This window comes from Mesorhizobium sp. M0991 (assembly GCF_040318915.1).
Classification (GTDB): Bacteria; Pseudomonadota; Alphaproteobacteria; order Rhizobiales; family Rhizobiaceae; genus Mesorhizobium.
Genome location: NZ_JAMYNE010000006.1, coordinates 270,082 through 296,202, shown reverse-complemented (window position 1 = coordinate 296,202; position 26,121 = coordinate 270,082). Strand labels below are relative to the sequence as shown.

Annotated in this window: 30 protein-coding genes; 10 read left to right on the top strand and 20 right to left on the bottom strand. The window is 63.0% G+C overall.

What is annotated here, in order from left to right; genetic code table 11:
- Both NKH70_RS12575 and NKH70_RS12570 read left to right on the top strand, forming a co-directional pair.
- Window positions 1-3,177, top strand: a complete 3,177-nt coding sequence (locus NKH70_RS12575; RefSeq protein ID WP_352979208.1) for an efflux RND transporter permease subunit — start codon at window positions 1-3, stop codon at window positions 3,175-3,177.
- 93 nt (window positions 3,178-3,270) lie between these two features.
- A complete protein-coding gene (locus NKH70_RS12570) occupies window positions 3,271-3,429 on the top strand; it encodes a DUF3309 family protein (RefSeq protein WP_023678456.1) in 159 nt (52 codons plus the stop codon).
- Window positions 3,430-3,495: 66 nt separating this feature from the next.
- On the opposite strand, the gene NKH70_RS12565 is transcribed toward NKH70_RS12570, so the two are convergent.
- The gene (locus tag NKH70_RS12565) at window positions 3,496-4,455 is read right to left on the bottom strand and encodes an NAD-dependent epimerase/dehydratase family protein (protein WP_353025347.1); all 960 of its coding nucleotides are present in this window, start codon (window positions 4,453-4,455) and stop codon (window positions 3,496-3,498) included.
- A 94-nt stretch (window positions 4,456-4,549) separates the two neighbouring features.
- On the opposite strand from NKH70_RS12565, the gene NKH70_RS12560 reads away from it, so the two are divergent.
- Entirely contained in the window at window positions 4,550-5,461 is a 912-nt protein-coding gene (locus NKH70_RS12560; protein ID WP_352714372.1) for a LysR family transcriptional regulator, read from the top strand.
- Here NKH70_RS12560 and NKH70_RS12555 read toward each other — a convergent pair.
- The 4 genes from NKH70_RS12555 to NKH70_RS12540 form a co-directional block, all read right to left on the bottom strand.
- Window positions 5,419-6,600, bottom strand: a complete 1,182-nt coding sequence (locus NKH70_RS12555; protein ID WP_353025345.1) for an MFS transporter — start codon at window positions 6,598-6,600, stop codon at window positions 5,419-5,421. The genes NKH70_RS12560 and NKH70_RS12555 overlap by 43 nt on opposite strands.
- Before the next feature lie 169 nt (window positions 6,601-6,769).
- Window positions 6,770-7,231: a cupin domain-containing protein gene (locus NKH70_RS12550; protein ID WP_352909977.1), complete on the bottom strand. Its 462-nt coding sequence runs from the start codon at window positions 7,229-7,231 to the stop codon at window positions 6,770-6,772.
- A gap of 166 nt (window positions 7,232-7,397) precedes the next feature.
- Window positions 7,398-7,706, bottom strand: a complete 309-nt coding sequence (locus tag NKH70_RS12545) for a DUF1244 domain-containing protein (protein WP_352909978.1) — start codon at window positions 7,704-7,706, stop codon at window positions 7,398-7,400.
- 27 nt (window positions 7,707-7,733) lie between these two features.
- The gene (locus NKH70_RS12540) at window positions 7,734-8,531 is read right to left on the bottom strand and encodes an N-formylglutamate amidohydrolase (RefSeq protein WP_352909980.1); all 798 of its coding nucleotides are present in this window, start codon (window positions 8,529-8,531) and stop codon (window positions 7,734-7,736) included.
- A 286-nt stretch (window positions 8,532-8,817) separates the two neighbouring features.
- Between NKH70_RS12540 and NKH70_RS12535 the strand changes: the two genes are divergently transcribed.
- The 3 genes from NKH70_RS12535 (at window position 8,818) to NKH70_RS12525 (ending at window position 11,973) form a co-directional block, all read left to right on the top strand.
- Window positions 8,818-9,264: a DUF1036 domain-containing protein gene (locus NKH70_RS12535; RefSeq protein WP_473505739.1), complete on the top strand. Its 447-nt coding sequence runs from the start codon at window positions 8,818-8,820 to the stop codon at window positions 9,262-9,264.
- Entirely contained in the window at window positions 9,261-10,691 is a 1,431-nt protein-coding gene (pyk, locus tag NKH70_RS12530; protein WP_352613456.1) for a pyruvate kinase, read from the top strand. Before NKH70_RS12535 ends, pyk begins: the two co-directional genes overlap by 4 nt.
- Before the next feature lie 250 nt (window positions 10,692-10,941).
- A complete protein-coding gene (locus NKH70_RS12525) occupies window positions 10,942-11,973 on the top strand; it encodes an NAD(P)H-dependent flavin oxidoreductase (protein WP_502908350.1) in 1,032 nt (343 codons plus the stop codon).
- 142 nt (window positions 11,974-12,115) lie between these two features.
- On the opposite strand, the gene NKH70_RS12520 is transcribed toward NKH70_RS12525, so the two are convergent.
- Together NKH70_RS12520 and ykgO are read right to left on the bottom strand one after the other, a co-directional pair.
- Window positions 12,116-12,715 carry a tetratricopeptide repeat protein gene (locus NKH70_RS12520; RefSeq protein WP_352714361.1) on the bottom strand — a complete coding sequence of 200 codons (600 nt, stop codon included), beginning with the start codon at window positions 12,713-12,715 and terminating at the stop codon, window positions 12,116-12,118.
- Window positions 12,716-12,810: 95 nt separating this feature from the next.
- Window positions 12,811-12,936: a type B 50S ribosomal protein L36 gene (gene ykgO / locus NKH70_RS12515; RefSeq protein ID WP_006327841.1), complete on the bottom strand. Its 126-nt coding sequence runs from the start codon at window positions 12,934-12,936 to the stop codon at window positions 12,811-12,813.
- A gap of 251 nt (window positions 12,937-13,187) precedes the next feature.
- On the opposite strand from ykgO, the gene NKH70_RS12510 reads away from it, so the two are divergent.
- Window positions 13,188-13,610 carry a lysozyme inhibitor LprI family protein gene (locus NKH70_RS12510; RefSeq protein WP_352909986.1) on the top strand — a complete coding sequence of 141 codons (423 nt, stop codon included), beginning with the start codon at window positions 13,188-13,190 and terminating at the stop codon, window positions 13,608-13,610.
- A gap of 92 nt (window positions 13,611-13,702) precedes the next feature.
- Here NKH70_RS12510 and NKH70_RS12505 read toward each other — a convergent pair whose 3' ends face one another.
- The 12 genes from NKH70_RS12505 to NKH70_RS12450 form a co-directional block, all read right to left on the bottom strand.
- Window positions 13,703-14,779, bottom strand: a complete 1,077-nt coding sequence (locus NKH70_RS12505; protein ID WP_352909988.1) for a 5-(carboxyamino)imidazole ribonucleotide synthase — start codon at window positions 14,777-14,779, stop codon at window positions 13,703-13,705.
- Window positions 14,776-15,273 carry a 5-(carboxyamino)imidazole ribonucleotide mutase gene (gene purE / locus NKH70_RS12500; RefSeq protein WP_352714357.1) on the bottom strand — a complete coding sequence of 166 codons (498 nt, stop codon included), beginning with the start codon at window positions 15,271-15,273 and terminating at the stop codon, window positions 14,776-14,778. Before purE ends, NKH70_RS12505 begins: the two co-directional genes overlap by 4 nt.
- 126 nt (window positions 15,274-15,399) lie before the next feature.
- On the bottom strand, window positions 15,400-16,233 hold the full coding sequence (locus NKH70_RS12495) for an anti-sigma factor family protein (RefSeq protein ID WP_352909991.1): 834 nt from the start codon (window positions 16,231-16,233) through the stop codon (window positions 15,400-15,402).
- The gene (locus NKH70_RS12490) at window positions 16,230-16,790 is read right to left on the bottom strand and encodes a sigma-70 family RNA polymerase sigma factor (protein WP_353025342.1); all 561 of its coding nucleotides are present in this window, start codon (window positions 16,788-16,790) and stop codon (window positions 16,230-16,232) included. The genes NKH70_RS12495 and NKH70_RS12490 overlap by 4 nt, the downstream gene beginning before the upstream one ends.
- Before the next feature lie 25 nt (window positions 16,791-16,815).
- Window positions 16,816-17,163 (bottom strand): cupredoxin domain-containing protein, encoded by a 348-nt coding sequence (locus NKH70_RS12485; protein WP_352714352.1) that lies wholly within the window; start codon window positions 17,161-17,163, stop codon window positions 16,816-16,818.
- A gap of 11 nt (window positions 17,164-17,174) precedes the next feature.
- On the bottom strand, window positions 17,175-18,122 hold the full coding sequence (locus NKH70_RS12480; protein ID WP_352714350.1) for a metallophosphoesterase family protein: 948 nt from the start codon (window positions 18,120-18,122) through the stop codon (window positions 17,175-17,177).
- Between the two features lie 162 nt (window positions 18,123-18,284).
- On the bottom strand, window positions 18,285-19,490 hold the full coding sequence (locus NKH70_RS12475; protein WP_352714348.1) for an aminotransferase class V-fold PLP-dependent enzyme: 1,206 nt from the start codon (window positions 19,488-19,490) through the stop codon (window positions 18,285-18,287).
- A 26-nt stretch (window positions 19,491-19,516) separates the two neighbouring features.
- Window positions 19,517-19,978: a RidA family protein gene (locus NKH70_RS12470; protein WP_292655697.1), complete on the bottom strand. Its 462-nt coding sequence runs from the start codon at window positions 19,976-19,978 to the stop codon at window positions 19,517-19,519.
- Window positions 19,979-20,012: 34 nt separating this feature from the next.
- Complete coding sequence (locus NKH70_RS12465; RefSeq protein WP_352465755.1) at window positions 20,013-20,807, bottom strand: amino acid ABC transporter ATP-binding protein; 795 nt, start codon at window positions 20,805-20,807, stop codon at window positions 20,013-20,015.
- A gap of 4 nt (window positions 20,808-20,811) precedes the next feature.
- Entirely contained in the window at window positions 20,812-21,462 is a 651-nt protein-coding gene (locus tag NKH70_RS12460; RefSeq protein WP_292655692.1) for an amino acid ABC transporter permease, read from the bottom strand.
- A 1-nt stretch (window position 21,463) separates the two neighbouring features.
- A complete protein-coding gene (locus NKH70_RS12455; RefSeq protein ID WP_352714346.1) occupies window positions 21,464-22,129 on the bottom strand; it encodes an amino acid ABC transporter permease in 666 nt (221 codons plus the stop codon).
- A 66-nt stretch (window positions 22,130-22,195) separates the two neighbouring features.
- Window positions 22,196-23,077: a transporter substrate-binding protein gene (locus NKH70_RS12450; RefSeq protein WP_352465757.1), complete on the bottom strand. Its 882-nt coding sequence runs from the start codon at window positions 23,075-23,077 to the stop codon at window positions 22,196-22,198.
- Window positions 23,078-23,204: 127 nt separating this feature from the next.
- On the opposite strand from NKH70_RS12450, the gene NKH70_RS12445 reads away from it, so the two are divergent.
- The gene (locus NKH70_RS12445) at window positions 23,205-24,008 is read left to right on the top strand and encodes an IclR family transcriptional regulator (protein ID WP_352714344.1); all 804 of its coding nucleotides are present in this window, start codon (window positions 23,205-23,207) and stop codon (window positions 24,006-24,008) included.
- Window positions 24,009-24,041: 33 nt separating this feature from the next.
- On the opposite strand, the gene NKH70_RS12440 is transcribed toward NKH70_RS12445, so the two are convergent.
- A complete protein-coding gene (locus tag NKH70_RS12440; RefSeq protein ID WP_352465789.1) occupies window positions 24,042-24,245 on the bottom strand; it encodes a YdcH family protein in 204 nt (67 codons plus the stop codon).
- 240 nt (window positions 24,246-24,485) lie between these two features.
- On the opposite strand from NKH70_RS12440, the gene NKH70_RS12435 reads away from it, so the two are divergent.
- Both NKH70_RS12435 and ispG read left to right on the top strand, forming a co-directional pair.
- Window positions 24,486-24,665, top strand: coding sequence for a YdcH family protein (locus tag NKH70_RS12435; RefSeq protein WP_023678481.1), 180 nt, complete (start codon window positions 24,486-24,488; stop codon window positions 24,663-24,665).
- A 200-nt stretch (window positions 24,666-24,865) separates the two neighbouring features.
- Window positions 24,866-26,119 carry a flavodoxin-dependent (E)-4-hydroxy-3-methylbut-2-enyl-diphosphate synthase gene (gene ispG / locus NKH70_RS12430; protein ID WP_352978995.1) on the top strand — a complete coding sequence of 418 codons (1,254 nt, stop codon included), beginning with the start codon at window positions 24,866-24,868 and terminating at the stop codon, window positions 26,117-26,119.
- Window positions 26,120-26,121 lie beyond the last annotated feature (2 nt).

Sequence of the window (26,121 nt, the reverse complement as noted above, 5' to 3'; positions counted from 1 at the left end):
ATGGACATCGTCAAACTTGCAATCAGCAATGCCCGGCTGACCATTTCGGTCCTGGTCTTTCTCATCGTTGCCGGTGCGTTCGCCTACCAGTCGACGCCAAAGGAAGCGGAACCGGATGTTCCTACCCCTTATGTTTACATAAATGTCGCCTATCAAGGCATTGCGCCCGAAGACGCTGAAAGGCTTCTGCTTAGGCCTCTGGAGACAAAGCTCAAGAGTCTCAAGGGGTTAAAGGAGATGAAATCATCCGCCTATCAGGGCGGCGCCTTTGTCTTTCTTGAGTTTCTGCCGTCGATAAAAGTCGACACTGCGGTGACTGATACACGCTCGAAGGTTCAGGACGCGAAGGCTGACCTGCCGCAAGCGGCAGAGGAGCCGGTTATTACCGAGGTCAACATCTCCGAATTCCCCGTCCTTGTCGTGACGCTCTCGGGCGAGGTGCCCGAGCGCGTGCTGACGGCGGCGGCCCGCGAATTGCGCGACCGCATCGAGGAAGTGCCTGGCGTGCTCGAGGGCTCGCTGCAGGGTGCGCGCGACGACCTCGTCGAAGTTGTCATCGATCCGATGAAGCTGTCTTCCTACGGGCTGCAGCTCGACCAGTTGATCAGTGCGGTCGGCGCTTCCAACAGTCTTGTCGCCGCCGGCAACATCGAAGGGTCCGAGGGCAAATACGCGGTCAAGGTGCCGTCGCTTATCGAGACGCCAGAGGATGTGGCGGCGCTTCCGGTCGTCGCCGGCCCCAATGCTGTGGTGCAGGCCAAGGATATCGCCACCATCCGCTCGACCTTCAAGGACGCCGAGACGGTTACCCGCCTCGACGGCAAGCCGGCGATCGCCATCGAGGTGAAGAAGCGCATCGGCTCCAACCTGATCGATACCCTTGCCAAGGTCAGGGAGGTGTCCGACGCCTTCATCAAGACGATGCCGGAGGGCATGCACGTCACCTACACGCAAGACAAGTCCGTCTTCGTGAACCAGTTGCTCGGCGACCTGCAGAACCACGTGATGATCGCCGTCATCCTGGTGTTCATCGTTATCCTCTATGCCCTGTCTGGCCGTGCCTCGCTGCTGATCGGATTGGCCATCCCCTCATCCTTCCTGATCGGCATCCTGTTGCTGGCGATGATGGGCTACACGATCAACATGATCGTGCTGTTCAGTCTCATCCTGGCGGTCGGCATGCTGGTCGACGACGCCATCATCGTCACCGAATTCGCCGAGCGACGCATGAGCGAGGGCATGCCGAAGCAAGAGGCGTTCGCGCTTGCCGCAAAGCGCATGGCCGGCCCGGTCATCGCGGCGACGATGACGCGCATTGCCGCCTTCTCGCCGCTTTTGTTCTGGCCGGGCATCATCGGCGATTTCATGAAGTATATGCCGATTACGCTGATCGTGACGCTCTCGGCCTCGATGCTCTATGCGCTGGTCTTCGCACCGACGCTGGGCGCCATATTCGCCAAGGCGCCAGCACATCACCCCGACGACAATCGCGACGGCTGGTATATGGCCGTGGTCAAGCAGGCGGTGCATTATCCCATCACCGTGCTTGTCCTCACTGTGGCGCTGTTGTTCGGCGTCGGCTACGCCTATTCGAAATTCGGCGCCGGCGTCGAATTCTTCCCGAATGTCGAGCCTGACTACGGCCTGCTCTATGTCCACGCCCGCGGCAATCTTTCGCTTGCCGAAATGGACGCGGCCACCAAGACGGCGGAAAATCGGCTGCTCGGCTGGCCGGGCGTGAAGTCTGTCTATACCCGTGTCGGCAAGACGCAGGGCGGCGGCCAAGACGTTCCGGAAGACGTGGTCGGCGTGATCCAGTACGAATTCGTCGACTGGCGCGAGCGCAAATCGGCGAACTCAATCCTGGACGAACTGCGCGGCGTGATGGCCGACATTCCCGGTGTCGACGTCGAGGTTCGCGTGCCGGAAGCCGGCCCGCCCACCGGCAAGCCGATCCAGATCAGGCTTTCGGCCGTCGATCCGAAGGGCCTTGACGACAAGGCCCGCGCCGTTGCCGCGCGCATTGCCAAGGTGCCCGGCGTCATCGATATTTCCGACGGTCTGGCGCCGCCCGGCGTCGACTGGGCGCTTGAAGTCGATCGCGCCAAGGCGGCGCAGTACGGCATCAGCCCGACCGCGGTCGGGACGGTCGTGCAATTGGTGACCAACGGGCTGAAGCTCAGCGAGTACCGGCCCGCCGGCGCCGATGATGCCGTCGACATCAGACTGCGCCTGCCCGAGGATCGGCGCACGCTGTCGACGCTCGACGAACTCAGGGTGCAGACCGCGCAAGGCTCGGTGCCGATCTCGAACTTCGTCGTGCGCAAGCCGGAGCCGACGGTCGGTATCCTCAACCGCATCGACGGCGCGCGAACGGTGGTCGTCCAGGCCAACGTCGCTGCCGGCGCCCAGGTGGCTGCCGTCCAGCAGGAGGTCACCAAAGCTGTCGCAGACATGAACCTCGGCAGCGGCATTCGCTGGAAGCTTGCCGGTTCGAATGAGGACAGCGCGGAGGCCGGTGCCTTCCTCAGCAAAGCCTTCGGCGCGGCGATCTTCCTGATCTTCATCGTGCTTCTGGCGCAGTTCAACAAGTTCACCAGCGTCTGGCTGGTGCTGTCCTGCGTGGTCATGGCGACGATCGGCGTGTTCCTCGGGCTGCTGCTGACGGGAGAGGCATTCGGTATCGTCATGTCGGGCATCGGTGTCATCGCGCTGGCCGGCGTGGTGGTGAACAACAACATCGTGCTGATCGACACCTATGACCGGTTGCGCGAAGAGGGCTGGGACAAATACGAAGCCGTTCTGCAGACCTGCCGCGAACGTGCCCGCCCGGTGGTGCTGACGGCAGTGTCGGCGATCCTCGGCGTGCTGCCGATCGCTTTCGGCCTCGGCCTCGAAATCTTCCATCATGAGACGACGATCAACGCGCCGTCGACGCAATGGTGGATATCGCTGTCCTCGGCGATCGTCTTCGGGCTGTCCTTCGCCACCGTGCTGACGCTGGTGGTGACGCCGTCGATGCTGATGGTATTCACTCGCGCCAAGGTCAAACCCGGTGCGCGTCGGGGCTGGTTCAGCCGCCTGTTCGGGCGTGGCAAGCCCGAGATCACCTCGGAGGGCCTGGAGGCCGATCTGGGCACCGAACCGGCGATCGCCTTCCCGAAGGCCGCCGAATAGATCGACGTCCCCAATCAAGCAAAGGCCGCCCGGGAACAATGGGCGGCCTTCTGCATTGTTCCGTCATTGCAACCTCAAAGCGAGGATTTTCTGATGACGATCAGCACCATTCTCATCATTATTCTTATTCTTATTCTGATCGGCGCGGTTCCGGCATGGCCGCATTCGCGGTCCTGGGGTTACGGACCATCCGGCATCGTCGGCGTCATTCTGATCGTTGTCCTGGTGCTGCTGTTGATGGGCCGGATCTGACCGCAATCATTGGTCGTGACAAGCGGCGGATGACCATCTGGCCATCCGCCTTTTTTTGGTTTGTTGTTAGGCAACTTTTTGCGTCGTCTTGAGCGTGGCGATGCCGATATCCTCGAGCGCTTCCGACACTGCATTTTCCAGCGGCGTGTGCGGGATCGCACCGATAATGCCTTCCAGCCTGCCTGAAGCCAGCCGGTGCGGCTCGAAGCGGAGATAGGACATCGAAACGATCTCGCGCCACATCGCCACAAACGGGCTGCCGGCACGCAGCACCCACCACGGCATCGAGGTCAGTTTCAGCGAGCGCCCGAGCGCCTTCTCGGCGGCCGCCTTGATCTCCAGGTCGTATACCGCATGGCCAGGAAAGTTCAGCGCGTCGTAGGAGCCGAGCTTGTCGAGATTGTCAGCCAGCCCGACGAAGGCCTTGGCCAGATCTGGCAGAAAGGCCCATTCATGTACCAGATCGACCGGCCCCGGCGCGGTATACACGCCCTTGGTCATCTTGGCGGCAACAACCAGATCGAACCACGATCCGCCGCCGGTGCCGCCGAAGAAATCACCGGCGCGCAGCAGGATCGTGCGCACCCGACCCGCGTCGGCCTCGCGGCGAAACAGATCTTCCATCGCAACGCGGATACGGCCCTTTTCCGTCGTCGGGCGAAACGGCGTGTCTTCGGTGATCACCGCCGGCATCGGCGAGCCGTAATTGTAGACGGTGCCCGGGAAGAGATGCAGCGCGCCATTCGCCCGGCAGGCAGCCATCACATTCTCGGCCATCGGCAGGCATTTGCTCCAGTCGGTGTAGAGTGGGTTGAGGCCGTTGAAAATGATATCAATGCCGTCGGTGGTGCAGATCAGCGCATCGCGGTCGAGCGCGTCGCCGGCGATCGCCGTGGCGCCTTTGAGCTCCGACGGCACCTTGCCGCTGCGGGTGACGGCGCGAACGTCGTAGCCGGCATCGAGGAAGGCCTTGGCCACCGTGCGGCCGAGCCGGCCATTGGCGCCGAGAATTGCGATCTTGGTCATTGTTCGTCTCCGTGTTTGCGCTACGACCGCAATGTGATCTCCTCGCAAACGAATGAAAATTGACTAAAGCTGGCGGTCTGATATTCAATTTTGAATGGATATCGACTGGAACCTGATCAAGAGTTTCGTCACCGTCGCGGAGACCGGCAGCCTGTCGGCGGCCGCACGAAAACTTGCCGCAAGCCAGCCGACGCTCGGCCGCCACATCGCCGAGCTGGAACAGGCGCTCGGCGTCACCCTGTTCCGGCGCGGCCGGCGCGGCTATGCGCTCACGGAAGCGGGCAGCACGCTCTTTGAACGGGGCCGCGCGGTGAGCGAACAAGCGAGCGCCTTTTCGCTGCTGGCGCTGGGATCGGTCGAGGCGATCGAGGGCACGGTGCGCATTGCCGCCAGCGAGGTGGTGGCGGCCTATGTGCTGCCGGAAATGACAGCGAGGCTTGGGACCGAGGAGCCAGGCATCGAGGTCGAGATCGTCGCCTCGAACCAGGTCGAGAATCTGCTGCGTCGCGACGCCGACATTGCCATCCGCATGGTTAAGCCGGCGCAGAGTGAACTGGTCGCGCGCAAGGTGACCGACATTCCGCTCCGCGCCTGCGCGGCAAAATCCTATCTCGACCGGCGTGGCCGTCCGCGCGAGGCCCGCGATCTGGCCGGCCACGATCTGGTCGGCTTCGACCGCAGCGATGAGATCATTCGCGGCTTCGTCCAATTCGGCGTCGCGCTCACCCGCAATGCCTTCCGCTTCAGGACCGACAATCAGATCGTGCTTTGGGAGGCGGTGCGGGCGGGAAACGGCATCGGCTTTGGCCAGGAGCCGCTGGCTGAGCGCGATGCGCTGGTCGAGACAGTGCTGCCGGGTCTCCCGCTGCCGACGCTGCCGGTGTGGCTGGCGATGCACCGGGACGTGCGTACCAGCGTGCGCATCCGCCGCGTGGCGGATTTCCTGTACGAAGAGTTCAAGCGCTATTCAGCCGGTGCAGGCTCGGCAGCAAATTCGGCGCGGTGAGCGAGCCCAGCCATCACCAGCACGACGATCAGTAGCCCAGAGAGAGCGACGAAGATCGGGCCGAAGCTCGAGTGTTCGGCGATGAAGCCGATCGCCGACGGCGCCACCAGAATGCCTGAGTAACCCATTGTGGTGACGACGCTCATGCCGGTGCCGGACGCCATGCCCTCCTGGTTGCCGCCGGCCGAAAAGATGATCGGCACCATGTTGGCAATGCCGAGGCCGCAAAAGGCAAAGGCGGCAATGGCCAGCCAAGGCGAGGGAGCCAGCCCGGCCACCAGCATGCCGGCAGCAGCGGCAAGGGCCGAGGCGCGCAGCGTCGTAACGGCACCGAAACGGTTGCGGACGCCATCGCCGAGAAAGCGCATGACGGCCATGACGCCGGAAAAGGCGGCATAGGCCAGGCCTGCGATGGCAAGATCGGCGCCGAGCTCCTGCCTGAGATACAGCGCCGCCCAGTCGAGTACCGCACCTTCGGAGATCATCGTCAGCAGCGCCATCAGCCCGACCAGATAGACCAGCGGGTTTGCCGGCAGCGCAAATTTGTGGTGCTCGGCGACTGGGTGCCTGTCCTCGACGATCAGGTAGCGGATCGCTACGGCGATGACGGCAAAGGCAAGAGCCGTCACCACTGTCGCATGGGCGAGGTGACCGTAGTTCTGGATGGCGAAACCGCCCAAAGCGCCGCCGGCGAAACCGCCAAGGCTCCAGAAGCCGTGCGAGGACGACATGATGGCGCGAGCCAGCCGCCGTTCGACTGCCACTGCATTGGCATTCATGGCGACGTCCATGCCGCCGATCGAACCGCCGAAGATGAACATGGCCACGGCCGCCAAGGGCACGTTGGGGGCCAGAGCCACGACCAAAAGGCCGAAGCTGCCGACAAGTCCGAACCAGCACAGCACCGTGCGCGAGCCATGCTTCGAGATGAGATGGCCGCACCAGGTCATGGCAGTGACGGCGCCGGCGCCGAACAAAAGGATCAGCAGGCCGAGCGTGAACTTGCTGATGTCCAGCCGGGTCAGGAACACCGGGATCTGCGGCGCCCAGCTGCCGGTCAGGAAGCCGTTGGCGAGGAAGATGCCGGCCACTGCCCAGCGTCCACGAATCGCGATTTGCGTGATTTTCTGCGCGTCCATCGGGTAGAATCCGGTCCGGAAATGGCTTTGCGCGGCAAATTAGATCGATTCAATTCACAGTCAAGCGCTCTTCGCCGAAAGTGCTTGGACCAGACGGCGCCATGATGCGCCGGTCGGCGCTACGTCCTCTCGCGTCGGCCAACCATCTCGGCGGTCCACTCCGAAATCCCTACTGCTCGGGATAAGGCGTGCCATCCTTGTGCACAAACCGGCCGTCGGCGTTGGTGCTCATCATGTCGATGTCGGAGCAGGTGGTTACGTCGGCGGGCCAACGCGAACCAACTTCGAGATAGATCGCTGTCGCGTCCGATTTGTTGATCATGTGATGGCCGTTGCCTGAGCCTTTCGGAAAGGCCGCGCAATCGCCGGCGCGCAGCACCGTCTCGCCGGCATCTTCGATGAGCGTCAGCTCGCCTTCAAGCACGTAGACGAATTCGTCTTCGTGCGAATGCCAGTGGCGCTGGCTCGACCAGTTGCCCGGCTGCAGGCGCATGAGATTGATGCCGAAGTCGGTGAGCCCGCCGGCGTTGCCCAGCCGCTGCCGCACGCGTTCGGCACAAGGTGCATCGAACGGCGGTGGATAGGATGAGCCCTTGCGTCCGGGCACGTCGGCAATGTCGATCTTAGGCACGGTAGTCCTCCTATTGGCGGCAAAAACCATTCGTGAAGGTCGTTCAGTGCGATGGATTGTGACCCTAGAACGGTTCATCGTTTCACGGAAACGCCGAACCGTTCTATCCTTTGTCTTTGACGCAAATTCCGGACGGAAAACCGTTCACACTTTTCCCGGAATTGCTCTAGTGATCCCTGGGGCGTCTTGCCTCGAACTCGGCCTTCTTGGCATCGGAGGCTTCGACCTGGTTCAGTGCCTGCCACTCGGCATAGGGCATGCCGTAGATGACCTCGCGCGACTCTTCCTTGCTGAGTTCGACACCTTCGGCTCGCGCCGCGTCGCGGTACCAGTTGGACAGGCAGTTGCGGCAGAAGCCGGCGAGGTTCATCAGGTCGATGTTCTGCACATCGGAACGCTCACGCAGATGCGCGACCAGCCGGCGGAAGGCAGCGGCTTCGAAATCGCGCTTTTGTTCGTCTCTGAGTTCGGTCATGTCCTATTGGCCTCCCTTGGGCCTCCATCATACCGGCCCGGTGCGCGAGCCGAATATTTTCACCGCATGTATATCGGCACGTCGATCTATCGCGTCAACGATCGGCGCCAGCCGTTCGGCCCAGGCGAGGGCACCCTTGCGGTCGGCGATCAGGTCCTGGCGGATCTCGAGCAGCGCATGGGCAAAGCCGTTGACGATGGCGTGCCTGAACATGGTATCGCCGCGCAGTGCGCCGTCATAGGGTTCGTTATCGCCGACGATGAGGCTGTTGTCCTCGGCGAGCATGTCGATCAGCGGCCGTGCCACCCGGTCGTCGATGTCCCACAATATGCCGACGTGCCACGGCCGCACGTAACCCTGCATGGTCGGTGTGAAGGAATGCACCGAAAAGATGAAGGGTGCGCGCGCGGATGCTTGCGCTACAGAGGCGATCATGGCGCCGACGGCATCATGATAGGGGCGGTAAAAACGGTCCAGCCGTCTTTCGCGCTCCTCCGGCGCCATTGGGTAATTTCCCGGGATGACGGTGCCGTCATAGAGCTGGCGAATCAGCGTTGGATCGTCTTCGCCGCGATTGGGGTCGATCAGCAGTCGCGAAAAATTGGCAAGCACCGCCGGAACGCCGAGCAGACTTGCGAGTTCGCGGGTTACAGTCTCGACGCCGATGTCGTAGGCGATGTGGCGGTCGAACTCCGCCGCCGGCAGCCCGAGGCTGCCATACTCCTCCGGTAGGTCGCGGCGGGCGTGATCGGCCAAAAGCACCATGCCGCGCTTGCGGTCGCCTTCGACGATGTCGAAAGGCGCGAAAACTGTGGATCGGGTCATTGGCGGGAAAGGTCTGTTCGCTGGCTTCCGGGGAGGGTGGTATCGTCATTCCACGAAGAGAACGCTCGCGCAATGCCGTTGTTTGGCCACGGTTTCTGCCAAAAAACTGAGCAGGGGCGACAGCAAGCGCGCCAGAGCCTTCTAAATCGATTGGAATTGGACAGATCGGCGCGTTGACATGCGTGCGGACTTTTCCGAAAAGGGGCGTTGAGAGATGCAAATGTGGTTCTTGAGGGGTTTCGGGATGGGTTTCGCCGGCAGGCTGCGCGTGCGCCATGCCTTGGCCATGCCGCTCCTGATACCGGCCATGGGCCTTTTCGCGGTGATTTCGGCCTCTCCGGCACGGGCCGATTTCCGGGTCTGCAACGCCACGCAGAACCTGGTCGGTGTCGGCATCGGCTATCGCGCCAAAGCCGGCTGGATCACCGAAGGCTGGTGGCACATCGAAGGATCGAGCTGCAAGACGCTGATCGAGGGACCGTTGTCATCAAGATTTTACTATCTTTATGCAGAAGACGCCGAGCGCGGCGGACGCTGGGATGGCCCGATCAACATGTGCGTGGCCGAAAAAGAGTTCAAGATCGCCGGCGTTACCGATTGCGTCGCCCGGGGCTTTCAGCGCGCCGGATTCCAGGAATATGACACGGGCGAGCAGGCAAGCTGGATGGTCCAGCTGACTGACGAGCCCGCAACGGATGGCGCTCCAGCCGCCCCGGGAACAAACAGTCAATGAGACGCAGCCGCAAGGTCAAGATCCTCGCCACCATCGGTCCGGCCTCCTCGTCCGAGGAGATGCTGAAGAAGCTGTTCGAAGCCGGCGCCGACGTGTTCCGCATCAATATGAGCCACACCGACCATGAATTGATGCGGACGCTTGTCGGCCGCATTCGTGCCGTCGAGGAGGCGGTCGGCCGGCCGATCGGCGTTCTCGCCGACCTGCAAGGGCCAAAGCTGCGCGTCGGCAAGTTCGCCAACGGCAAAGAAGTGCTGACCGTCGGCCAGACCTTCACGCTCGACGACAATCCCGAACCCGGCAATTCGACGAGGGTCTACCTGCCGCATCCCGAAATCCTGCGTTCGGTCGAGGCTGGTCATCGCCTGCTGATCGACGACGGCAAGCTCGAGCTCAAGGCGGTCAGCAGCAACGGCAAGGCGATCGTCTGCACCGTCGTCGCCGGCACGACCATTTCCGACAAGAAGGGCGTCAGCCTGCCCGACACCGACCTGCCGGTCGGCGCGCTGACGGAAAAGGACCGCAGGGATCTCGACGCGGTTCTGGCGACCGGCGTCGACTGGGTGGCGCTGTCCTTCGTGCAGCGGCCCGAGGACCTGGCCGAGGCGCGCAAGATCGCACGCGGCCGGGCGCTGATCATGGCCAAGATCGAAAAGCCGCAGGCCGTCGCCCGGCTGGCCGAGATCATCGAGCTCTCGGATGCGCTGATGGTTGCCCGCGGCGATCTCGGCGTCGAGATGCCGCTCGAAGCCGTGCCTGGCATCCAGAAGCAGATCACCCGCGCCGCGCGCCGCGCCGGCAAGCCGGTGGTGATCGCCACGCAGATGCTGGAATCGATGATCACCGCGCCGGTGCCGACCCGTGCGGAGGTCTCGGACGTGTCGATCGCGGTGTTCGAAGGCGCCGACGCGATCATGCTTTCGGCAGAGTCCGCCGCCGGCGCCTATCCGGTCGAGGCGGTGGCGATGATGAACCGGATCGCCACCAAGGTCGAAACCGACCCGACCTATGCCGGAATTATCAACGCGCAGCGCTCGGAACCGGAAGCGACCGGAGCCGACGCGATCTCGCTCGCCGCCCGCGAAATAGCCGAGACGCTGAAGCTGTCGGCGATCATCACCTATACCGCGTCCGGCACAACCGGCCTGCGCGCCGCGCGCGAGCGGCCGCAAGTGCCGATCGTGGCGCTGTCGCCGATCCTCAACACGGCGCGGCGGCTGTCGCTGCTGTGGGGCACGCATTGCGTCGTCTCCCCCGATGCCAGCGACCTCGACGACATGGTCGACCGCGCCTGCCGCATCGCCTTCGACGAGGGCTTCGGCAAGCCGGGCGACCGCGTCATCATCACCGCCGGCGTGCCGCTGAGGACGCCGGGCTCGACTAACATGCTGCGCATCGCCTATGTCGGATCGGAAGTCGGGCGCTAATGTCGGCGGCGGCTGCCGGATGGGCCGGCTGCATGGCGCGTCGTAAACGCGGCGCCAGCCCGGCGCATCGACGGCAGTTGGGTTAGGATCGACGCCGAACTCCGCCAGCTTGCACCAGCCTGCGGCCGGCCGTGAAGCGCTTCGAAGGCCCTATCCGACTTGAGCTGGAAGTCAGTTAAGGTAATCTCTCCTGGGAGAAAGAGGAGGGTGATCCAATGTGGATGCGCACTGATCTTCTGGACTCCTCGGCATTGAGCACCCGATAATCCAGGCGCCGATGAGCGGCATCACCACGCCGGAACTGGCGGCGGCAGTCAGCAATGCCGGGGCGCTTGGCTCGCTCGGATGCGGCATTCTGCCTGCGGCAGCTATCCGCGAGCAGCTCACGGCGACACAGCACGCTACCAATCGCCCGATCAACGTCAACTTCTTTGCGCACCCGGCGCCGGCACACGATGATGCGGCAGCCCAAAGTATGCGCGACCGCCTTCGCGGCTGCTATGAGGAGGTCGGCCTCGGACCGGTGCCCGAGCCGGGCGAGCCCTTCCCCACCTTCGATCGTGAGCGTCTCGAAATTGTGCTCGAGCTGCGCCCGAAGGTGGTCAGCTTCCACTTCGGCCTACCCGACACCGCAATTGTGCAGAAGTTGAAGGCCGCTGGCTGTACTGTCTTGTGTTCAGCTACCACCGTCTCGGAGGCGCGCCAGCTTGAGGCAGGAGGGGTGGACGCCATTATCGCCCAGGGATACGAGGCGGGTGGGCATCGCGGCACATTCACTGGCGACCCTGCTATCGGCACTGCCGGCACTATGGCTCTCGTACCGCAGATTGTTGATGCCGTGCGAGTGCCTGTAATTGCCGCCGGCGGTATCTTTGACGGTCGCGGCATTGCTGCCAGCTTTGCACTTGGTGCATCTGGTGTGCAGATCGGCACGGCTTTCCTGGCCTGTCCTGAAGCCAATGTGCAGCCAGTCTATCGCATAGCATTGCGCTCGGCCAACGACGAGAGCACGTCGGTGACTCGCTGCTTCACTGGCCGCCCAGCGCGCGTGGTGCGCAACCGGTTTGTGATGGAAATGGCTGGTGAGGAAGATGCTGCGCTGGCGTTTCCGCTACAGGTGAGTCTGGTCATGCCGCTTTCGATGGCAAAGGATGAAAGCAAGCGGGCTGACTTCTTGCCTATTTGGGCCGGGCAGGGCGTTGCGAAGCTGCGGGAAATGCCGGCCGCCGCCCTTGTGGAGAAACTCGTCACGGAAGCAAGCGGCATAGATCGAGGGGAGTAGGGGAGTAGGGGAGTAGGGGAGTAGGGGAATAGGGGAATAGGGGAGTAGGGGAGTAGGGGAGTAGGGCGCATGTGTTCCACAGTGCAATCTGCACCTCTCACATACTGCCTCACTCCCCTATTCCCCTACTCCCTTACTGGTCTCAAATGCCTTCGCCGGCAAGCTCCTCGGAAAGTGCGGCGACCTGGTCCTGGGCGCTGCGCATCATCGGATAGATCCCGAGAACGCGCTGCCAGGCCTCGAGCGCCGACTGCTTGTGGCCGGTTTCGGCCATGATCTGGGCCAGGCCCGAAAGCGCGCCGAAATGGCGTGGTTCGAGCTGCAGGGTGCGGTCGATGTCCGCCATCGACTTCCCGTAGTTCTTCATCATGAAATGAACAGTGGCGCGCCGGTTCCAGCCTTCCGCATAGGTCGGCTGCAAAGTCACCACCTGATCGAGGAAATCGAGTGCAACATCGAATTTCTGGTTTTCAATCGCCTTTTGCGACCATTGCATCATCAGGTCGATAGAGGCGCTGCCCGACTGGGACCACTCGCTGCCGATGCGTCCGGCGATGCGCTCGGCCGCCTTTTCATTACGTTCGCGCTTGAGATCGGCAAACAGCTGATCGAGCCGCGCCTGTTTCGTCTTGACGACCGGAGGGGCTGTCGGCGGAGCTGTAGTCGGATCTTCAGCCCACGCCGGCAGCGAGACAGCGCCGGAAACGAGGAAAGCCGTGAAAAATGCAAAAAGAATCCGCATCGCGGGAATCTAGCCCCCGACGCCGGATCGTCAAACTGAATTTAGCGTGAGAGGCGTATCATGCGCACGGAGGCACGTAGCCTCCGGTCGAAAACTCAACCTTGGCGCGCCTTGTAGCGCGGCGCCGTCTTGTTGATGATGTAGACGCGGCCCTTGCGACGAACCAGCTGGTTGTCGCGGTGACGCGCCTTCAACGCCTTGAGCGAATTCTTGATCTTCATGGTCTTGCCCGTCGGTCTGGGCCCGGTCCCGGGCCGAATTATTAAGGCGCGCCCACAGACGCGCCTTTGAACTGTGTGTGGCTCATAGACGAGGAGCCTTGCCCGTGTCAACCGCAAGTGCTTGCCGTGAGCGTGTTGCCTAAACGATACGGACCGTTTCGTATCATCAAAGTATCCGCCGCTGGGGCCTGCGGCATTGCGCGGGCTTGAGACGGCTGGAATGATGCGGTTGCCGCGAATTGGAGATCATCATGCGCCGAATTCTTGTGTCCGCCTGTCTTGTCGTCTTTGCGGCAGGTTCTGTTGCCCATGCGCAGGAATGCGACCGCAACGACGACAGCCAGCAGATGATGAACATCTGCGCCGACGAGGACACCAAATCCGCCGACGTTAAGCTCAACAAGGCCTACCAGGATCTCATCGGCGGAAGCGATGCAAAAGCCAGGAGGCTGTTGCAGACGGCGCAGCGCGCCTGGATCGCCTTTCGCGACGCGGAATGCAGCTATTCCGCCGCGGACAGCGAAGGCGGCTCGATCTATCCGATGCTGGTATCGGAATGCCTGACACGGCTGACCGACGACCGCACCAAGCAGCTCACCGCCGATTCGACCTGCGCGGAAGGCGATGTGAGTTGCGCCAGTCCCGACGAGGACGAGAGCGGCGACATCCAGTAAGCGTAGGTTCTAACTTTTTGTTTGAGCATGATCTCTTCCGAAAACCGGATTCCACCTTTCGCTAGCGCGGACCTTCGGTTCGGGATCATGCTCTAGCTGCGGCGGCTCACGCGCGTAAAATGGCCCATCTTGCGGCCGGGCCGCGCCTCGGCCTTGCCATAGAGGTGCAGCATCAGATCGGGCTCGGCGAGCAGCTCAGGAACGCGCCGGACATCGTCGCCGATCAGGTTTTCCATGACGCAGTCGAACTGCCGGGCGGGATTTCCCAGCGGCAGGCCGGCGACGGCGCGGATGTGCTGCTCGAATTGCGAGACGGTGCAGGCGGCCTCCGTCCAGTGGCCGGAATTGTGGACGCGCGGCGCTATCTCGTTGGCCAGCAGCGAACCGTCGGCAAGGACAAAGAATTCGACGCCGATGACGCCGACATAGTCGAGCGCCGCAAGGATCTCTGCCGCCGCCGTTTGAGCCGCAGCCGCCGTCTCGGACTTTACTTCGGCCGGCAGCGTCGAAGTGTGAAGAATACCGTTGCGATGGACATTCCAGGCCGGATCGTAGGCGGCGAGCGAGCCGTCGATGCCGCGCGCAGCGATCACCGAAATCTCGCGCTCGAAGGTGACGAAGGATTCCAGGATCAACGGCACGTTGCCCATCGCCTCGCAAGTGCCGGCAAAGCCGCCTGTTTCCATGTTGCGGAAGACACGCTGGCCCTTGCCGTCATAGCCCATGCGGCGCGTCTTCAATATGCCGCTGCCGTTGAACTTTTTCAGCGCAGCCGTCAGTTCGTCGTCATTGTCGACGGGGCCGAAATCCGCGGTCCGTATGCCGATGCCGTTAAGGAATTTCTTTTCCGCCAGCCGGTCCTGCGCCACTTCCAGTGCGCGTGCCGGCGGATAGACCGGCACCGTAGAGGCCAGTGCCGCGGCGGCCGCGACCGGAACGTTCTCGAATTCATAAGTCACGACGGCACTGGCCGCAGCCAGCTCGCCAAGCGCGGCCGCGTCGTCATAGGCGGCGACGATCTGCCGGTTGGCGACCTGTGCCGCCGGGCAATCCGGCTGCGGCTCCAGCACGACGATGCGGTAGCCGAGGCGGGCCGCAGCCATCGCCAGCATGCGGCCAAGCTGGCCGCCGCCGATGATGCCGATGGTCGATCCCGCCAGCAGACTCACGGCGCGTCCGTGGGCTCTGCGGCGACCTTGGCGGTCTGCGCGGCGCGCCAGCTATCCAGCCGGGCGGCAAGCTTTTCGTCGCTCAGTGCCAGCACCGCGGCAGCCAGAAGGGCGGCGTTGGCAGCGCCGGCCTTGCCGATGGCCAAAGTGCCGACCGGAATGCCGGCCGGCATCTGCACGATCGAAAGCAGCGAATCCTGGCCGGACAGCGTCTTCGATTCCACCGGCACGCCGAACACCGGCAGCGGCGTCATCGCCGCCGTCATGCCGGGCAGATGCGCCGCACCGCCGGCACCGGCGATGATCACCTTGTAGCCGGCCGCCTTGGCGCCCTTGGCGAAGTCATAGAGCCGGTCGGGAGTGCGGTGGGCCGAGACGATCAGCCGCTTGTGCGGAACGCCAAGCGCGTCAAGCGTTTCGGCGGCGTGGCGCATCGTCGCCCAGTCGGACTGGCTGCCCATGATGATGGCGACGTCGGCGCGTTGATCGTTCAAGCTTCTGCTCCCCGGCGGCAAAGGCGCGCATTAGCGGAATTCGTCGGGAGCCGCAAGGATGGCCAGAAAGGGAAAGCCGCTTGTGCCGTTTCGGTCGCTACGCAAATGGCTAACGGGCGGCGGTGGTCATCGGGCGGCCGCTGCTCGGAAGCGGTTGACGAAGTCGTCAAGTTCAGGCCGTTCGGTATCGGAAATCGCCCAGTAAGAAAAGGCACTGTCGCTCCAGTGGACCAGCGAGAAGCCACCAGCAGAAAGATCGACCGGTCCGGCTGTCGAGCCGGTTTCGTCGGGCGCGGCGACGAGAGTGATCAGGTGCTCGCGGTGCCGGTAGACCAGTGCCGGCACCGGCCGATCGGCGATCACCTCGACCCGGCCGCCGAGCAATGTGAAACCGTCATTGGCAAGATCGGGCGCCGGTGGCGACAGGCCGACCCGGGCATCGAGCCAAGGTTTTACGGTATGCCGGTCCGACGAGACGACGTCCACCGGACTGGCTGCCAGCAGGCTGCGGCGGTGGCCGCTGGCGACCGCGGCGGCAAAGCTGTCGGGCGCCCTGCTCAGCATCATCCATTGCGTCGCGCCGCTGGCCAGCACGGCGGTAACGATGATCGACGCCGCCAGCGCGCGCCAGTCGAACGCGCCAAATCGGTGCACCGCTCTGTGCGCCGGCAGCACTCGAGCGGCGGGCGCCGGCGCCGACAGCACTTTCTCCGTACCGGCTGTCCCGATTGCAGCGATGCGAGCCTTGAAATCCTCACGGGCGTCGGGCCTCGGCAGCCCGCCGACGGCGTTCTGCAGCGCAACGATGCGGGCATGCTCAGCGGCGAGCGCCGGATCGGCGGCGATGCGTCGCTCGACGGCCAATGCCGCTGCTGCGTCGAGCTCGCCATCGACCAATGCATGGATCATCAGCTCCATGCCCGCCGGGTCATCGGGCAGTCCATCATTGTGCGCGCTCATGGCGCCCTCCCAAGTTGGGATATCAGCAGGCCGCGCGCCCTCGCCAGGCGCGACATCACCGTGCCTAGCGGGACGCCAAGCAGCGTCGCGATCTCGCGATAGCTGAGGCCGTTGATGTCCCGCAGCACCAGGGTCTCGCGAAATTGCTGCGGCAGCGCGGCGATTGCCGCCTCGAGTGCCGCCGCATCGACCTTGGCGATCAGGCTTGCCTCAGGACTGTCGGTATCCGGCAGGCCGACGCCGTGCGCAGCCGTCATGTCGTCGAGATCGTTCAGGTCGCCGACGGCGACGATACTGCGCGGCCGGTTGCGCGCCAGCCAGGAGTAACAGGCGTTGCGCACGATCGCCAGCAGCCAGGCCCGGCCATTGCCGCCGGCATAGCCGGCGATGCCCGCATGCGCCTTCAAACATGCCTCCTGCACCACATCCTCGGCGTCGGCGGCGTTGCCGGTCAGCCAGCGGGCAAGCGCAAGCGCATCCGCGAGATGGGGTAGAACCACCTCGCGAAAGCGCTCGGCCGCGGCCTCTTGGTTCAACACCGTCGCATCGCCCGGCATCCCGGGCAGAACCTTCCGAACATCCTCACGGAGCGACGGTGATCCTGCCCTGCATGTGCGGGTGAAGCCCGCAGAAATAGGCATAGTCGCCCACTTTGGTGAAGGTGAAGGCATATGTGTCACCGGTGTCAAGCGCCTTGGAGCGAAACGAGGCATCGTTGGCGACCACCAGATGCGGGATGTCGTCGTCATTCTCGAAGGTCACGGTAGTGCCCTGCTTTACCGTCAGCACCGCCGGTGTGAAGGCAAAGTTCTCGATCTTGACCATTGGCTGGTCTGCTGCGTTCAGTGGCATAGCAACCATTATCAGGATCGCCGCCAAACCGAACGCGACAGGGGATACGACGAAGAGGCGGGCTGGAAAGCGGATCATTGCATTTCCCCTCAGGCCAGCGTGCTGTCGATGATGGCGAGGTCCTGCCCGCCTTGCTTGACCGTCACGCTGCTTGTGCCGAGCAGGCTGCGCAACTGGCCGGCAGGTACCGTCATCGGCCCGGGTGAGGCTGCGGTGCCCGGCGCCGGTTGCGGGAAAGCGGTCGAGCGCGCGGTATGAAAGGTAACGTTGCCTTCGACCTTCTGCATGATCTGGTGGATATGGCCGTTGAGTATGGTGACAGAACCGAAGCGCTTGAGCAGGGCCAAGGCCTGCGCCGCGTCGTCGGTGCCCCAGCCCCATTCGGGATAAACAGCCCATAGCGGGATGTGGGCAAAGACGACGATTGGCGTCGAGGCGGTGACCGCCTTCAGATCATCGGCCAACCATGCCAACTGGTCGGCGCCGAGATTGCCGAGCCCGCCAGCCTTCAGGTTGACGACGTTGACAAGCCCAATGAAATGGACGCCGTTCTGGTCGAACGAATACCAGCCGGCGCCCTTGGTGCCCTTGCCGTAGCGGTCGAGATAGGCCTGGCCATTGCCGTCATCGATCAGGTCGTGCTCACCTGGCACATAATGCACGTCGAAGCCTGCGCCGCCGATGATCTGGGCAGCGTTGTCGAACTGAGCGGCCTTCGACAGATGGGTGATGTCGCCGGTGTGGATCATGAAAGCGGGCTTTTGCGGCAGCGCCTGGATCTTGCCCATGGCCTCCTTCAGCGTGTCGATAGCGTGCGGGTTGGCAGCCTTGTCGAAGCCGATGTGGCTGTCGGAGATCTGGAGGAAAGTGAAGCCGGTGGCCAAGGCCTCGGCGGCTTGCGCCGCGCCGAGCAGGCTGAGCGAAACCGGCACGCCGGCCGAAATGGTCCACAGCACTCCCGTGCCGGCCCAGATCATGCATTCCAGTGCATGACGGCGGCTGATGCCGTCAGCTTCATTGTCGTGGTGGTGGGTCATACCGGTCTCCTGCAACGCCGGAAATGGCGTCTGCTTGGGAGACCTGCGAAGGAGGTGGTTTATTCCCGTTCGAGGACAAGGCAGTCATTCACAGTGCCGTGATGGTGCGGCGGGTGGTTGGCGAAGCCGGACTGGAGAAGGAGGCCAGGTGAGCCGTCGTGGCTAGTCAGGCCAGCGCAACGCGCCGGCGGACTGCTTGCGAGCGGGTTTCATCGCATCCGCGGGCCGATCGGCAGCGCTCAATATAGCCCGCAGGCGTTCGGCGACGATCTCCGCCTCGCCGGCATGGAGATTGCACGGATCAAGGAAGAAGTGACCGCGCTCGACCTCGTGGTTGCGAACGATGACGGGTGGCGAGCCCGCCGCCAGTGCCGAGGCCAGCCCGGCTGCGGTGAACCGGCTTTCGGGCGCAACAAACACCTGCAGGCGGTCGAGAGGATTTCCGGTCGGATCGGGAATGATGTTTGCTGCGATGCCGGGCAGGCCCTGCAATGCGGTTTGCCACAGATGCAGTGCGGCTTCTTCCCGCCGGCGGATGCCGGCATGGTCGCGCCGTTCCCAGGCTTCCAGGGCCGCCATGGTGCCGGCAATGCTCTCCTTGCCGACCTTCATGGCGCGCGCGACGCCACGATTCTGCAGATAGGCGGCCCGCACCAGATCCTTGCGGCCGGCCACGATGCCGCTTGTCGGCCCTGAGAGAAATTTGTGCCCGCTGTAGACGACAATGTCGGCGCCGCGCGCCAGAAAGCCGCGCAAATCGTATTCCGAGGCGGCGTCGACGATCACCGGCACGCCCCTGGCGTGGCAAATCTCGCAGAACTCCTCGAGCGAGAGCATGCCGTATTGCACGGTGTGGTGCGCAACGACGTAGAGGGCTGCCGCCGTCCGGTCCCGGATCGCGTCGGCAACATGATAATCCTGGGTGACGCTGACCGTGCCGGCAGGCACTGCCTTGGCTCCGGCAAGCCGGATCGACTGGTCGATCGGCGCGCCATAATTGACGATATGGCCAAGCTGGACGATGACCTCCGATTTGAGGCCCTCGGTGTCGTCCGGCAGCCGCTCGATCGCAAGAAGGCTGGTTCCGGTCATCGCCCCGGCAATCGCCATGGTTATGCCGCTGGCGCAGCACGCGGTGATGAAGCCGGCCTCGCCGCCGGTGAGGCGTGCAATCACAATACTTGCGGCGCGCTGCAGATCGTCCATCTCGACCCATTGCGAGGCGATTTCCGACATTGCAGCAATTGCTTCCGGTACGATGATCGAAGCGCCGAGCGCCGTCATCGTGCCGGAAACATTGATAATCGGGCGAAGGCCAAGCCGTTCGCGGATTGTCGTGTTGGAACGGTCAGCGGCATAGGTCGTCATCTCTGTAGATCCTGTTTCGAAAGATTTCAGGCGGCGATCTCGACGACCGCCTCGATTTCAACTGTGATGTTGCCCGGCAGCGAGCCGACACCGATTGCCGAACGGGCGTGTCCGCCAAGCGTATCAAAGACGGCGGCGAAAAGATCGGAACAGCCATTGACCACCTTGGGGTGCTCGCTGAATGTCGGCGTCGCATTGACAAAGCCAAGCAGCTTGACGACGCGCACGATGCGGCCGAGGTCGCCGGCCGCCGCATGCATGACGGCGAGCAGGTTCAGGCCGGTCAGACGGGCATGATCATAGGCCTCCTCCACGCTGACATCCTCGCCGACCTTGCCGGTGCAGAGCGCGCCATCGGCGCGCAACGGCCCCTGGCCGGAGAGGAAGATCAGCCGTCCGCTCTCGGCATAAGTGACGAAGTTGGCGATGGGCTTCGGCGGCTCGGGCAGTGTCAGGCCCAATTCCGCGAGCCGGATGTAAGGCGTCATAAAAGCTCCTTGCGACAGCTTTCGCCGTCCGATGTCAAAAATGCGAGGCGCGAAACCGCGCCAGGAAACTGCGAAGGCGTTCATTGTCGAACCCCGCCGCCAGAATCTCGGCGGGTGGTCCGACGGCGCTGACGCCGCCATCCGCCATGAAAACGATGCGGCTCGATGCGTCGCGCGCAAAAGCCATTTCATGCGTGACCATCAGCATCGTCATGCCGTCTTCGGCGAGGCTGCGCACGACCTCGAGCACCTCGCCAACCAGTTCGGGGTCGAGCGCCGAAGTTATCTCGTCGAGAAGCAATATCTTCGGCTCCATCGCCACGGCGCGGGCGATGCCGACGCGCTGCTGCTGGCCGCCGGAAAGCTCGGCCGGCAGACTGTCGGCTTTGTGGGCGAGGCCGACCCGGCCGAGCCAGTGCTCGGCAATGGTGCGGGCCTCGGCATTGCTCTTGCCGCGCACCTTGCGCAGGCCAAGCATGATGTTGCCGGCCGCAGTCAAATGCGGGAACAGATTGAAGCTCTGGAACACCATTCCGGTCTCGGCTCGCATCGCAGCCAGGTCGCGCTCGCTGCGTCGCTGGTGTGTTCCCGTCTCGCGATAGCCGACCTCCTTGCCATCGATACGGATCGAGCCGCTGTCGTAGCTCTCCAGGAAGTTGACGCAGCGCAGCAGCGTGGTCTTGCCGCTGCCGGAGGGGCCGATGACCGTCACCACCTCGCCGCGTGTCACCTGCAGGCTGACGGAGCGCAGGACCTCGACGGATCCAAAGGCTTTGGAAACCTCGGTGACATCGAGAAGTGCCGGATTCTGGTGCGAGGCGTTGGACATCTTGCTATTCCCGGATGAAGGAGAAACGCCGCTCCAGGCGCCGGCTGGCCAAGGAGAGGGCGTAGTTGACGGCGAAGTAGACGAGCGCGCCGAGAATGTAGAGCGGCATCGCCTCATAGGTGCGGCCGATGACCTGGTTGATCGCCTGCATGAGGTCGGTGATGCCGAGCAGCGAGACCAGCGCGCTGCCCTTCACCGCGTCGGTGACGCCATTGATCCAGGGTGGCAGGAAGCGCCTGAACGCCTGCGGAAAAATGACGTAGGCCAGCCGCTGGCGAAAGGTCAGTCCGATCGCCATCGCCGCCTCGGACTGACCCTTGGGAATCGAGCCGACGGCGCCGCGTAAATATTCGACGACCTGTGCGGTCTTGAACAGGGTGAGGGCGAGTACGGCCGCCCAAAAGGATTCCAGATGCAGCCCCACCGCGGGCAGGCCGTAATAGACGAAGAAGATCAGCACCAGGATCGGAATGCCGCGTATGGTGTCGCTGAAGATGCGCACTGCCCAGCGCAGCGGAGCCGGACCGTAGACAAGGCCGACGCCCATCAGCACGCCGGCGATGAGCGATAACACCACGACCAGCAGCGACACCCACAAGGTTACGGCAAAGCCTTCGGCGAGGAACGGCAAGGCGTAGATGATCTGGCTCAGCATGTCAGCGCGCCGCCTTGAACCGGCGCTCGACCAGCCGCAGCGCGAAAAGCAGCGCGTAGCCGGTCAACAGGTACATCGCAGTCACCACCAGATAGACCTCGACAATGCGGAACGTGTTGAAGTTGATCCACTGGGCGCCATAGGTGAGTTCAGGTACCGAGATGACCGACGCCACGGACGTATCCTTGAAGAGCGATATGAATGTGTTGGAAAGCGCCGGCAGGGTTATGCGCAGCATCGTCGGCAGGCGCACATGGAGCAGCCTTTGCCATGGCGTCAGGCCGATTGCCTTGCCGGCGTCGAGCTGCCCGCGCGGCACCGCCTCGAGCCCCGAGCGAAACACCTCGACCAGGTAGGCGCCGCTGTAGAGCGACAGCGTGGCAATGAATGAGGTTTGCGCGCTGTAGGCAATGTCGACCACCGTCGGCAAGCCGTAGAAGACCAGATAGACGAGCAGGATCAGCGGCACGTTGCGGATGAACTCGACATAGCCCGCGATGATGGTCCGCACCGCACGTCCGGCCGACACGTACCAGACCGCCAGAACGAGCCCGATGACGATGCCGATCGCGATCGAGATGACGGCCAGTTCGAGGCTTAGCAGCAGTCCGCCCCAGAGCTTGTCGAAATGCCGCCAGATCAGGTTGAAGTTGAGGGTATAACCCATGCGTCCTCGTCATGGAGGGCTGTGATGAGAGAAGGCGGAAGGACGTTGTCCTTCCGCCTGCTTGCATCAGATGACCGGGAAACCGGGATGGCGCGCCGGCGGCTCCTGTCCGAAATAATCCTTGAACGCAGCGTCGTAGAGTGCCGTTTCATGGCCGAACATGGCGATGGTGAAGGTCTGGTTGACGAAGGTCAGCCAGTCGAGGTCGCCCTGCCGCAGCGCAGCACCATAAAGCATCGAGAACCAGCTCTTGCCGGCATCGAAGTACTTATCCGGATTGCGCGAGGCGAGCCAGCGCACCGTTGACAGATCGACCGCGGCGGCGTCGACTCGCTTCGATTCCAGTGCCTGCAGCACATTGGCCTGCGTGTCTATCTGCATCACCTGCGACTCCGGCAGGACGATATGCACGTTTGCCTCGGCATCGACGTTTTGCAGGATGGAAATCCGGGTCGCCGAACCGCCGGCAAGCAGCTTGTCGAAGGTCTTGTTTTCGGCGTTCGGAAGGGTCAGCAAGGCGATGCCTTCGACGTAGTAGGGCCGGGAGAAGTGGATCAGCTGCGAGCGCTGGGCGGTCATGGTCATGAACTGGATGGTGATGTCGACCTTGTTGGTGGTCACGTTTGGAATGCGCTGAGCCGGATCCTGCATGACGAATTCCACTTTGGTCGGATCGTCGAAAAGCCCCTTGGCGAGAATGCGACCCATGGTGATGTCCATGCCGACCAGTTCGCCGGCGTCGTTCTCGAAGTGCCAGGGCGCGTTGGTGCTGCCGGTGCCGACGATCACCTTGCCGCGCTCGAGAACGGTGCGCAGCAGGCTGTCGGGCGCTGCCTGGGCCGCCGCTTTCCGAACGTCGACCGCGGTAGCGACGCTCATCACTCCGGCCGTTGCAAGCCCGGCCATTCCCAGTTTCAGAAATTCACGCCTTTTGGATGTGTCGTTCACGACGACCTCCTCTCGTGTTGTGTTCCCCTTTGGACCAGCAATACAGCATCGGTTGCAACTGGCATCATTGTCCCTTACAAGAGACTGCTGTACTCTGTACAAGACAGATTAACATCAGGAATCGATAATGCAAGATGGCAATGCCTTGGCCGCTCGATCGGACGTCGGTCTGGACGAGGACAAGAATTCGGGTTCCCGGGAGAAGGGCCTCAACCGGGTCCTGCAGATTCTGGAGTTTCTTCACGCGACCCAGCGCGCAATCGGCATTGGCGATCTTGCCAAGGGGGTGAACGCGCCGCGTTCGACGACTTACACGCTTGTGCGCTCACTGGTCGACGCTGGCCTGCTGGAGATGGCCGGAGACGGCAATCGGGTCTATTTCGGAAAGAAGCTTTATCTCTACGGAATGGACTATGTACGGGGCAACGACCTGCTCAGGCGAGGGCGCCAGGAAGTCGACCATTTGTCGCGCGAGACCGGCGAGACCTCGGAGTTGTGCATGTTGCAGAGCGGCCGCTACACCATCGTCCATTCAAGCCCGGGAACGAGGCCATTCAGGATCAGCTCGGCGACGGGTCTGCAAATACCGCTTCCCTGGACAGCGTCCGGGCGGCTGCTCCTCGCCGGCTTCGACAGGGCGGCGATCGAGGATATGGTCTCGGAAGACGATCTCGTACTGCCGGACGGCCGCAGGTTGCGGCTCGACGACTTCATAGCCGACATCGCCGTCGCCAAATCGGCCGGCTACTGCGTCACCTCCGGCCTTGTCGATGCCTACACAAAATGCCTGGCCGCGCCGGTCTTTTCAGCGCCGGGCAGGGTCGAGGCGACGATGTGCCTGGTGGTTCCCATCGATACCTCGCCCGTAAAGACCGACGATCTGATAGCGCTGTTGCGCGAGCGCGCCGCACGGCTTTCGATCGCGGCATAGGTCGCCTTCCAACAGGCCGGCGCCGGCGTTCGTTCAAGCAATAATGTCTGGAATGATCTTGTCTTCCAGCGCCATCAGCCTGTCCTTCAGGAAAAGCTTCTTTTTCTTCATGCGCTGGATCTGCAGCGGGTCGCAATTCACGGCGATCATCGCATTGATGGCCGCGTCGAAATCGGCGTGTTCCTGCTTCAGCCGGGAATATTCAAGGCGGATATCTGCCTGTTCCTGATCGGACATTTTTACCGTCTGCACGTCTGCGGCGCCCAAACTATGGGCCTGATTGGGCGGGACCGGGTCTTCTTGCACCGGCGCGCAGCCCATACCACATTTCATATTGTCGTGGAATGCTACCACGCAGCATTCGACATCGGTGCTCGATGGTGGCAGACTGTCATTATGCCGTCACAGAAAGCGAGCCTGCGGTGGACGCGCCCCTGGCGGCTGCAATCGAGGAAACCATGAAAGGGAGAACCAATCATGTCTCTTGCATCCCATCTTGATGAGCTGCAGCGGAAACACGGCGACATCGAACGGGAAATCGACGATGCGATGACCCATCCATCGGTAGACGACCTCGAAATCGTGAATCTCAAGCGGCGCAAGCTGGCGCTCAAGGACGAGATTGAAAAACTGAAGGCGAAACCGACGACGCACTGAAGCCCTTCCAGGACTAGCAGCGCCGCCCGGCGCGCGATCTTTCCGGTGGCATCGCTATGCTGCCGGAAACACTCGTGGATTTGCGGCAAGCTGCCGTCTTGTCATTACCGATTTGCCAGGTCTGCGCGCCAGTCGCCATTGACAAGCCATCTTTGCTCCTCCACCTCATGCCCGGACCTTCAAGATTAAAGGCAGCCGGCATGACCGGATATTTTTCCTCACCCTTCCCACGCCGCAGGTCGGTCGGTGTCGATGTCGGCGGCGTGATGGTCGGTGGCGGCGCGCCGGTCGTCGTTCAGTCGATGACCAACACCGACACGGCCGATGTCGACCAGACGGTCGCGCAGGTGGCGGCGCTGCATCGCGCCGGCTCCGAGATCGTGCGCATAACCGTCGATCGCGACGAAAGCGCTGCCGCCGTACCGGCCATCCGCGAGCGGCTGGAACGGCTCGGCATCGACGTGCCGCTGGTCGGCGATTTCCATTATATCGGCCACAAGCTCCTGGCCGATCATCCGGCCTGCGCCGAGGCACTGGCCAAATACCGTATCAACCCCGGCAATGTCGGATTCAAGGACAAGAAAGACCGGCAGTTCGCGGCGATCGTCGAGATGGCGATCCGATACGACAAACCGGTGCGCATCGGCGTCAACTGGGGCTCGCTCGACCAGGAACTGCTGACCCGGCTGATGGACGACAACCAGGCCCAGGGCTTTCCGCTTACCGCGCAGGAAGTGACGCGCGAGGCAATCGTGCAGTCGGCGATCCTGTCGGCCGAAATGGCCGAAGAGATTGGCCTTGCCCGCGAGAAAATCATCCTATCGGCCAAGGTCAGCGGCGTGCAGGATCTGATCGCCGTCTACACCGAGCTTGCCACCCGTTCCGACCATGCGCTGCACCTCGGCTTGACGGAGGCGGGCATGGGCTCGAAAGGCATCGTCGCCTCGTCCGCCGCCATGGGCATCCTGCTCCAGCAAGGCATCGGCGACACCATCCGCATCTCGCTGACGCCGGAGCCGAACGGCGACCGCACGCGCGAGGTGCAGGTATCGCAGGAGCTGTTGCAGACCATGGGCTTCCGGCAGTTCGTGCCGATCGTCGCCGCCTGCCCGGGCTGCGGCCGCACGACCTCGACCGTGTTCCAGGAGCTTGCCCAGAACATTCAGGCCGACCTGCGCAAGAACATGCCGGTGTGGCGCGAACAATATCCCGGCGTCGAGAACCTCAAGGTCGCGGTGATGGGTTGCATCGTCAACGGTCCGGGCGAATCCAAACATGCCGATATCGGCATTTCGCTGCCCGGCACCGGTGAGACGCCGACCGCCCCGGTGTTCGTCGACGGCAAGAAGGCGGCGACGCTGCGCGGCCCGTCTATCGCCGCGGATTTCGAGAAAATGGTTTCCGACTACATCGAACGGCGGTTTGGGCAACACGGCAAAGCCGCGGCGGAGTAGTT

Excerpts from the sequence above, each read along its gene's own strand:
- NKH70_RS12575 (WP_352979208.1), top strand. The coding sequence starts at position 1 with ATGGACATCGTCAAACTTGCAATCAGCAATGCCCGGCTGACCATTTCG.
- NKH70_RS12570 (WP_023678456.1), top strand. The coding sequence starts at position 3,271 with ATGACGATCAGCACCATTCTCATCATTATTCTTATTCTTATTCTGATC.
- NKH70_RS12565 (WP_353025347.1), bottom strand. The coding sequence starts at position 4,455 with ATGACCAAGATCGCAATTCTCGGCGCCAATGGCCGGCTCGGCCGCACG.
- NKH70_RS12560 (WP_352714372.1), top strand. The coding sequence starts at position 4,550 with ATGGATATCGACTGGAACCTGATCAAGAGTTTCGTCACCGTCGCGGAG.
- NKH70_RS12555 (WP_353025345.1), bottom strand. The coding sequence starts at position 6,600 with ATGGACGCGCAGAAAATCACGCAAATCGCGATTCGTGGACGCTGGGCA.
- NKH70_RS12545 (WP_352909978.1), bottom strand. The coding sequence starts at position 7,706 with ATGACCGAACTCAGAGACGAACAAAAGCGCGATTTCGAAGCCGCTGCC.
- NKH70_RS12540 (WP_352909980.1), bottom strand. The coding sequence starts at position 8,531 with ATGACCCGATCCACAGTTTTCGCGCCTTTCGACATCGTCGAAGGCGAC.
- NKH70_RS12535 (WP_473505739.1), top strand. The coding sequence starts at position 8,818 with ATGCCGCTCCTGATACCGGCCATGGGCCTTTTCGCGGTGATTTCGGCC.
- pyk (WP_352613456.1), top strand. The coding sequence starts at position 9,261 with ATGAGACGCAGCCGCAAGGTCAAGATCCTCGCCACCATCGGTCCGGCC.
- NKH70_RS12520 (WP_352714361.1), bottom strand. The coding sequence starts at position 12,715 with ATGCGGATTCTTTTTGCATTTTTCACGGCTTTCCTCGTTTCCGGCGCT.
- ykgO (WP_006327841.1), bottom strand. The coding sequence starts at position 12,936 with ATGAAGATCAAGAATTCGCTCAAGGCGTTGAAGGCGCGTCACCGCGAC.
- NKH70_RS12510 (WP_352909986.1), top strand. The coding sequence starts at position 13,188 with ATGCGCCGAATTCTTGTGTCCGCCTGTCTTGTCGTCTTTGCGGCAGGT.
- NKH70_RS12495 (WP_352909991.1), bottom strand. The coding sequence starts at position 16,233 with ATGAGCGCGCACAATGATGGACTGCCCGATGACCCGGCGGGCATGGAG.
- NKH70_RS12490 (WP_353025342.1), bottom strand. The coding sequence starts at position 16,790 with ATGCCGGGCGATGCGACGGTGTTGAACCAAGAGGCCGCGGCCGAGCGC.
- NKH70_RS12485 (WP_352714352.1), bottom strand. The coding sequence starts at position 17,163 with ATGATCCGCTTTCCAGCCCGCCTCTTCGTCGTATCCCCTGTCGCGTTC.
- NKH70_RS12480 (WP_352714350.1), bottom strand. The coding sequence starts at position 18,122 with ATGACCCACCACCACGACAATGAAGCTGACGGCATCAGCCGCCGTCAT.
- NKH70_RS12475 (WP_352714348.1), bottom strand. The coding sequence starts at position 19,490 with ATGACGACCTATGCCGCTGACCGTTCCAACACGACAATCCGCGAACGG.
- NKH70_RS12470 (WP_292655697.1), bottom strand. The coding sequence starts at position 19,978 with ATGACGCCTTACATCCGGCTCGCGGAATTGGGCCTGACACTGCCCGAG.
- NKH70_RS12465 (WP_352465755.1), bottom strand. The coding sequence starts at position 20,807 with ATGTCCAACGCCTCGCACCAGAATCCGGCACTTCTCGATGTCACCGAG.
- NKH70_RS12460 (WP_292655692.1), bottom strand. The coding sequence starts at position 21,462 with ATGCTGAGCCAGATCATCTACGCCTTGCCGTTCCTCGCCGAAGGCTTT.
- NKH70_RS12455 (WP_352714346.1), bottom strand. The coding sequence starts at position 22,129 with ATGGGTTATACCCTCAACTTCAACCTGATCTGGCGGCATTTCGACAAG.
- NKH70_RS12445 (WP_352714344.1), top strand. The coding sequence starts at position 23,205 with ATGCAAGATGGCAATGCCTTGGCCGCTCGATCGGACGTCGGTCTGGAC.
- NKH70_RS12440 (WP_352465789.1), bottom strand. The coding sequence starts at position 24,245 with ATGTCCGATCAGGAACAGGCAGATATCCGCCTTGAATATTCCCGGCTG.
- NKH70_RS12435 (WP_023678481.1), top strand. The coding sequence starts at position 24,486 with ATGTCTCTTGCATCCCATCTTGATGAGCTGCAGCGGAAACACGGCGAC.
- ispG (WP_352978995.1), top strand. The coding sequence starts at position 24,866 with ATGACCGGATATTTTTCCTCACCCTTCCCACGCCGCAGGTCGGTCGGT.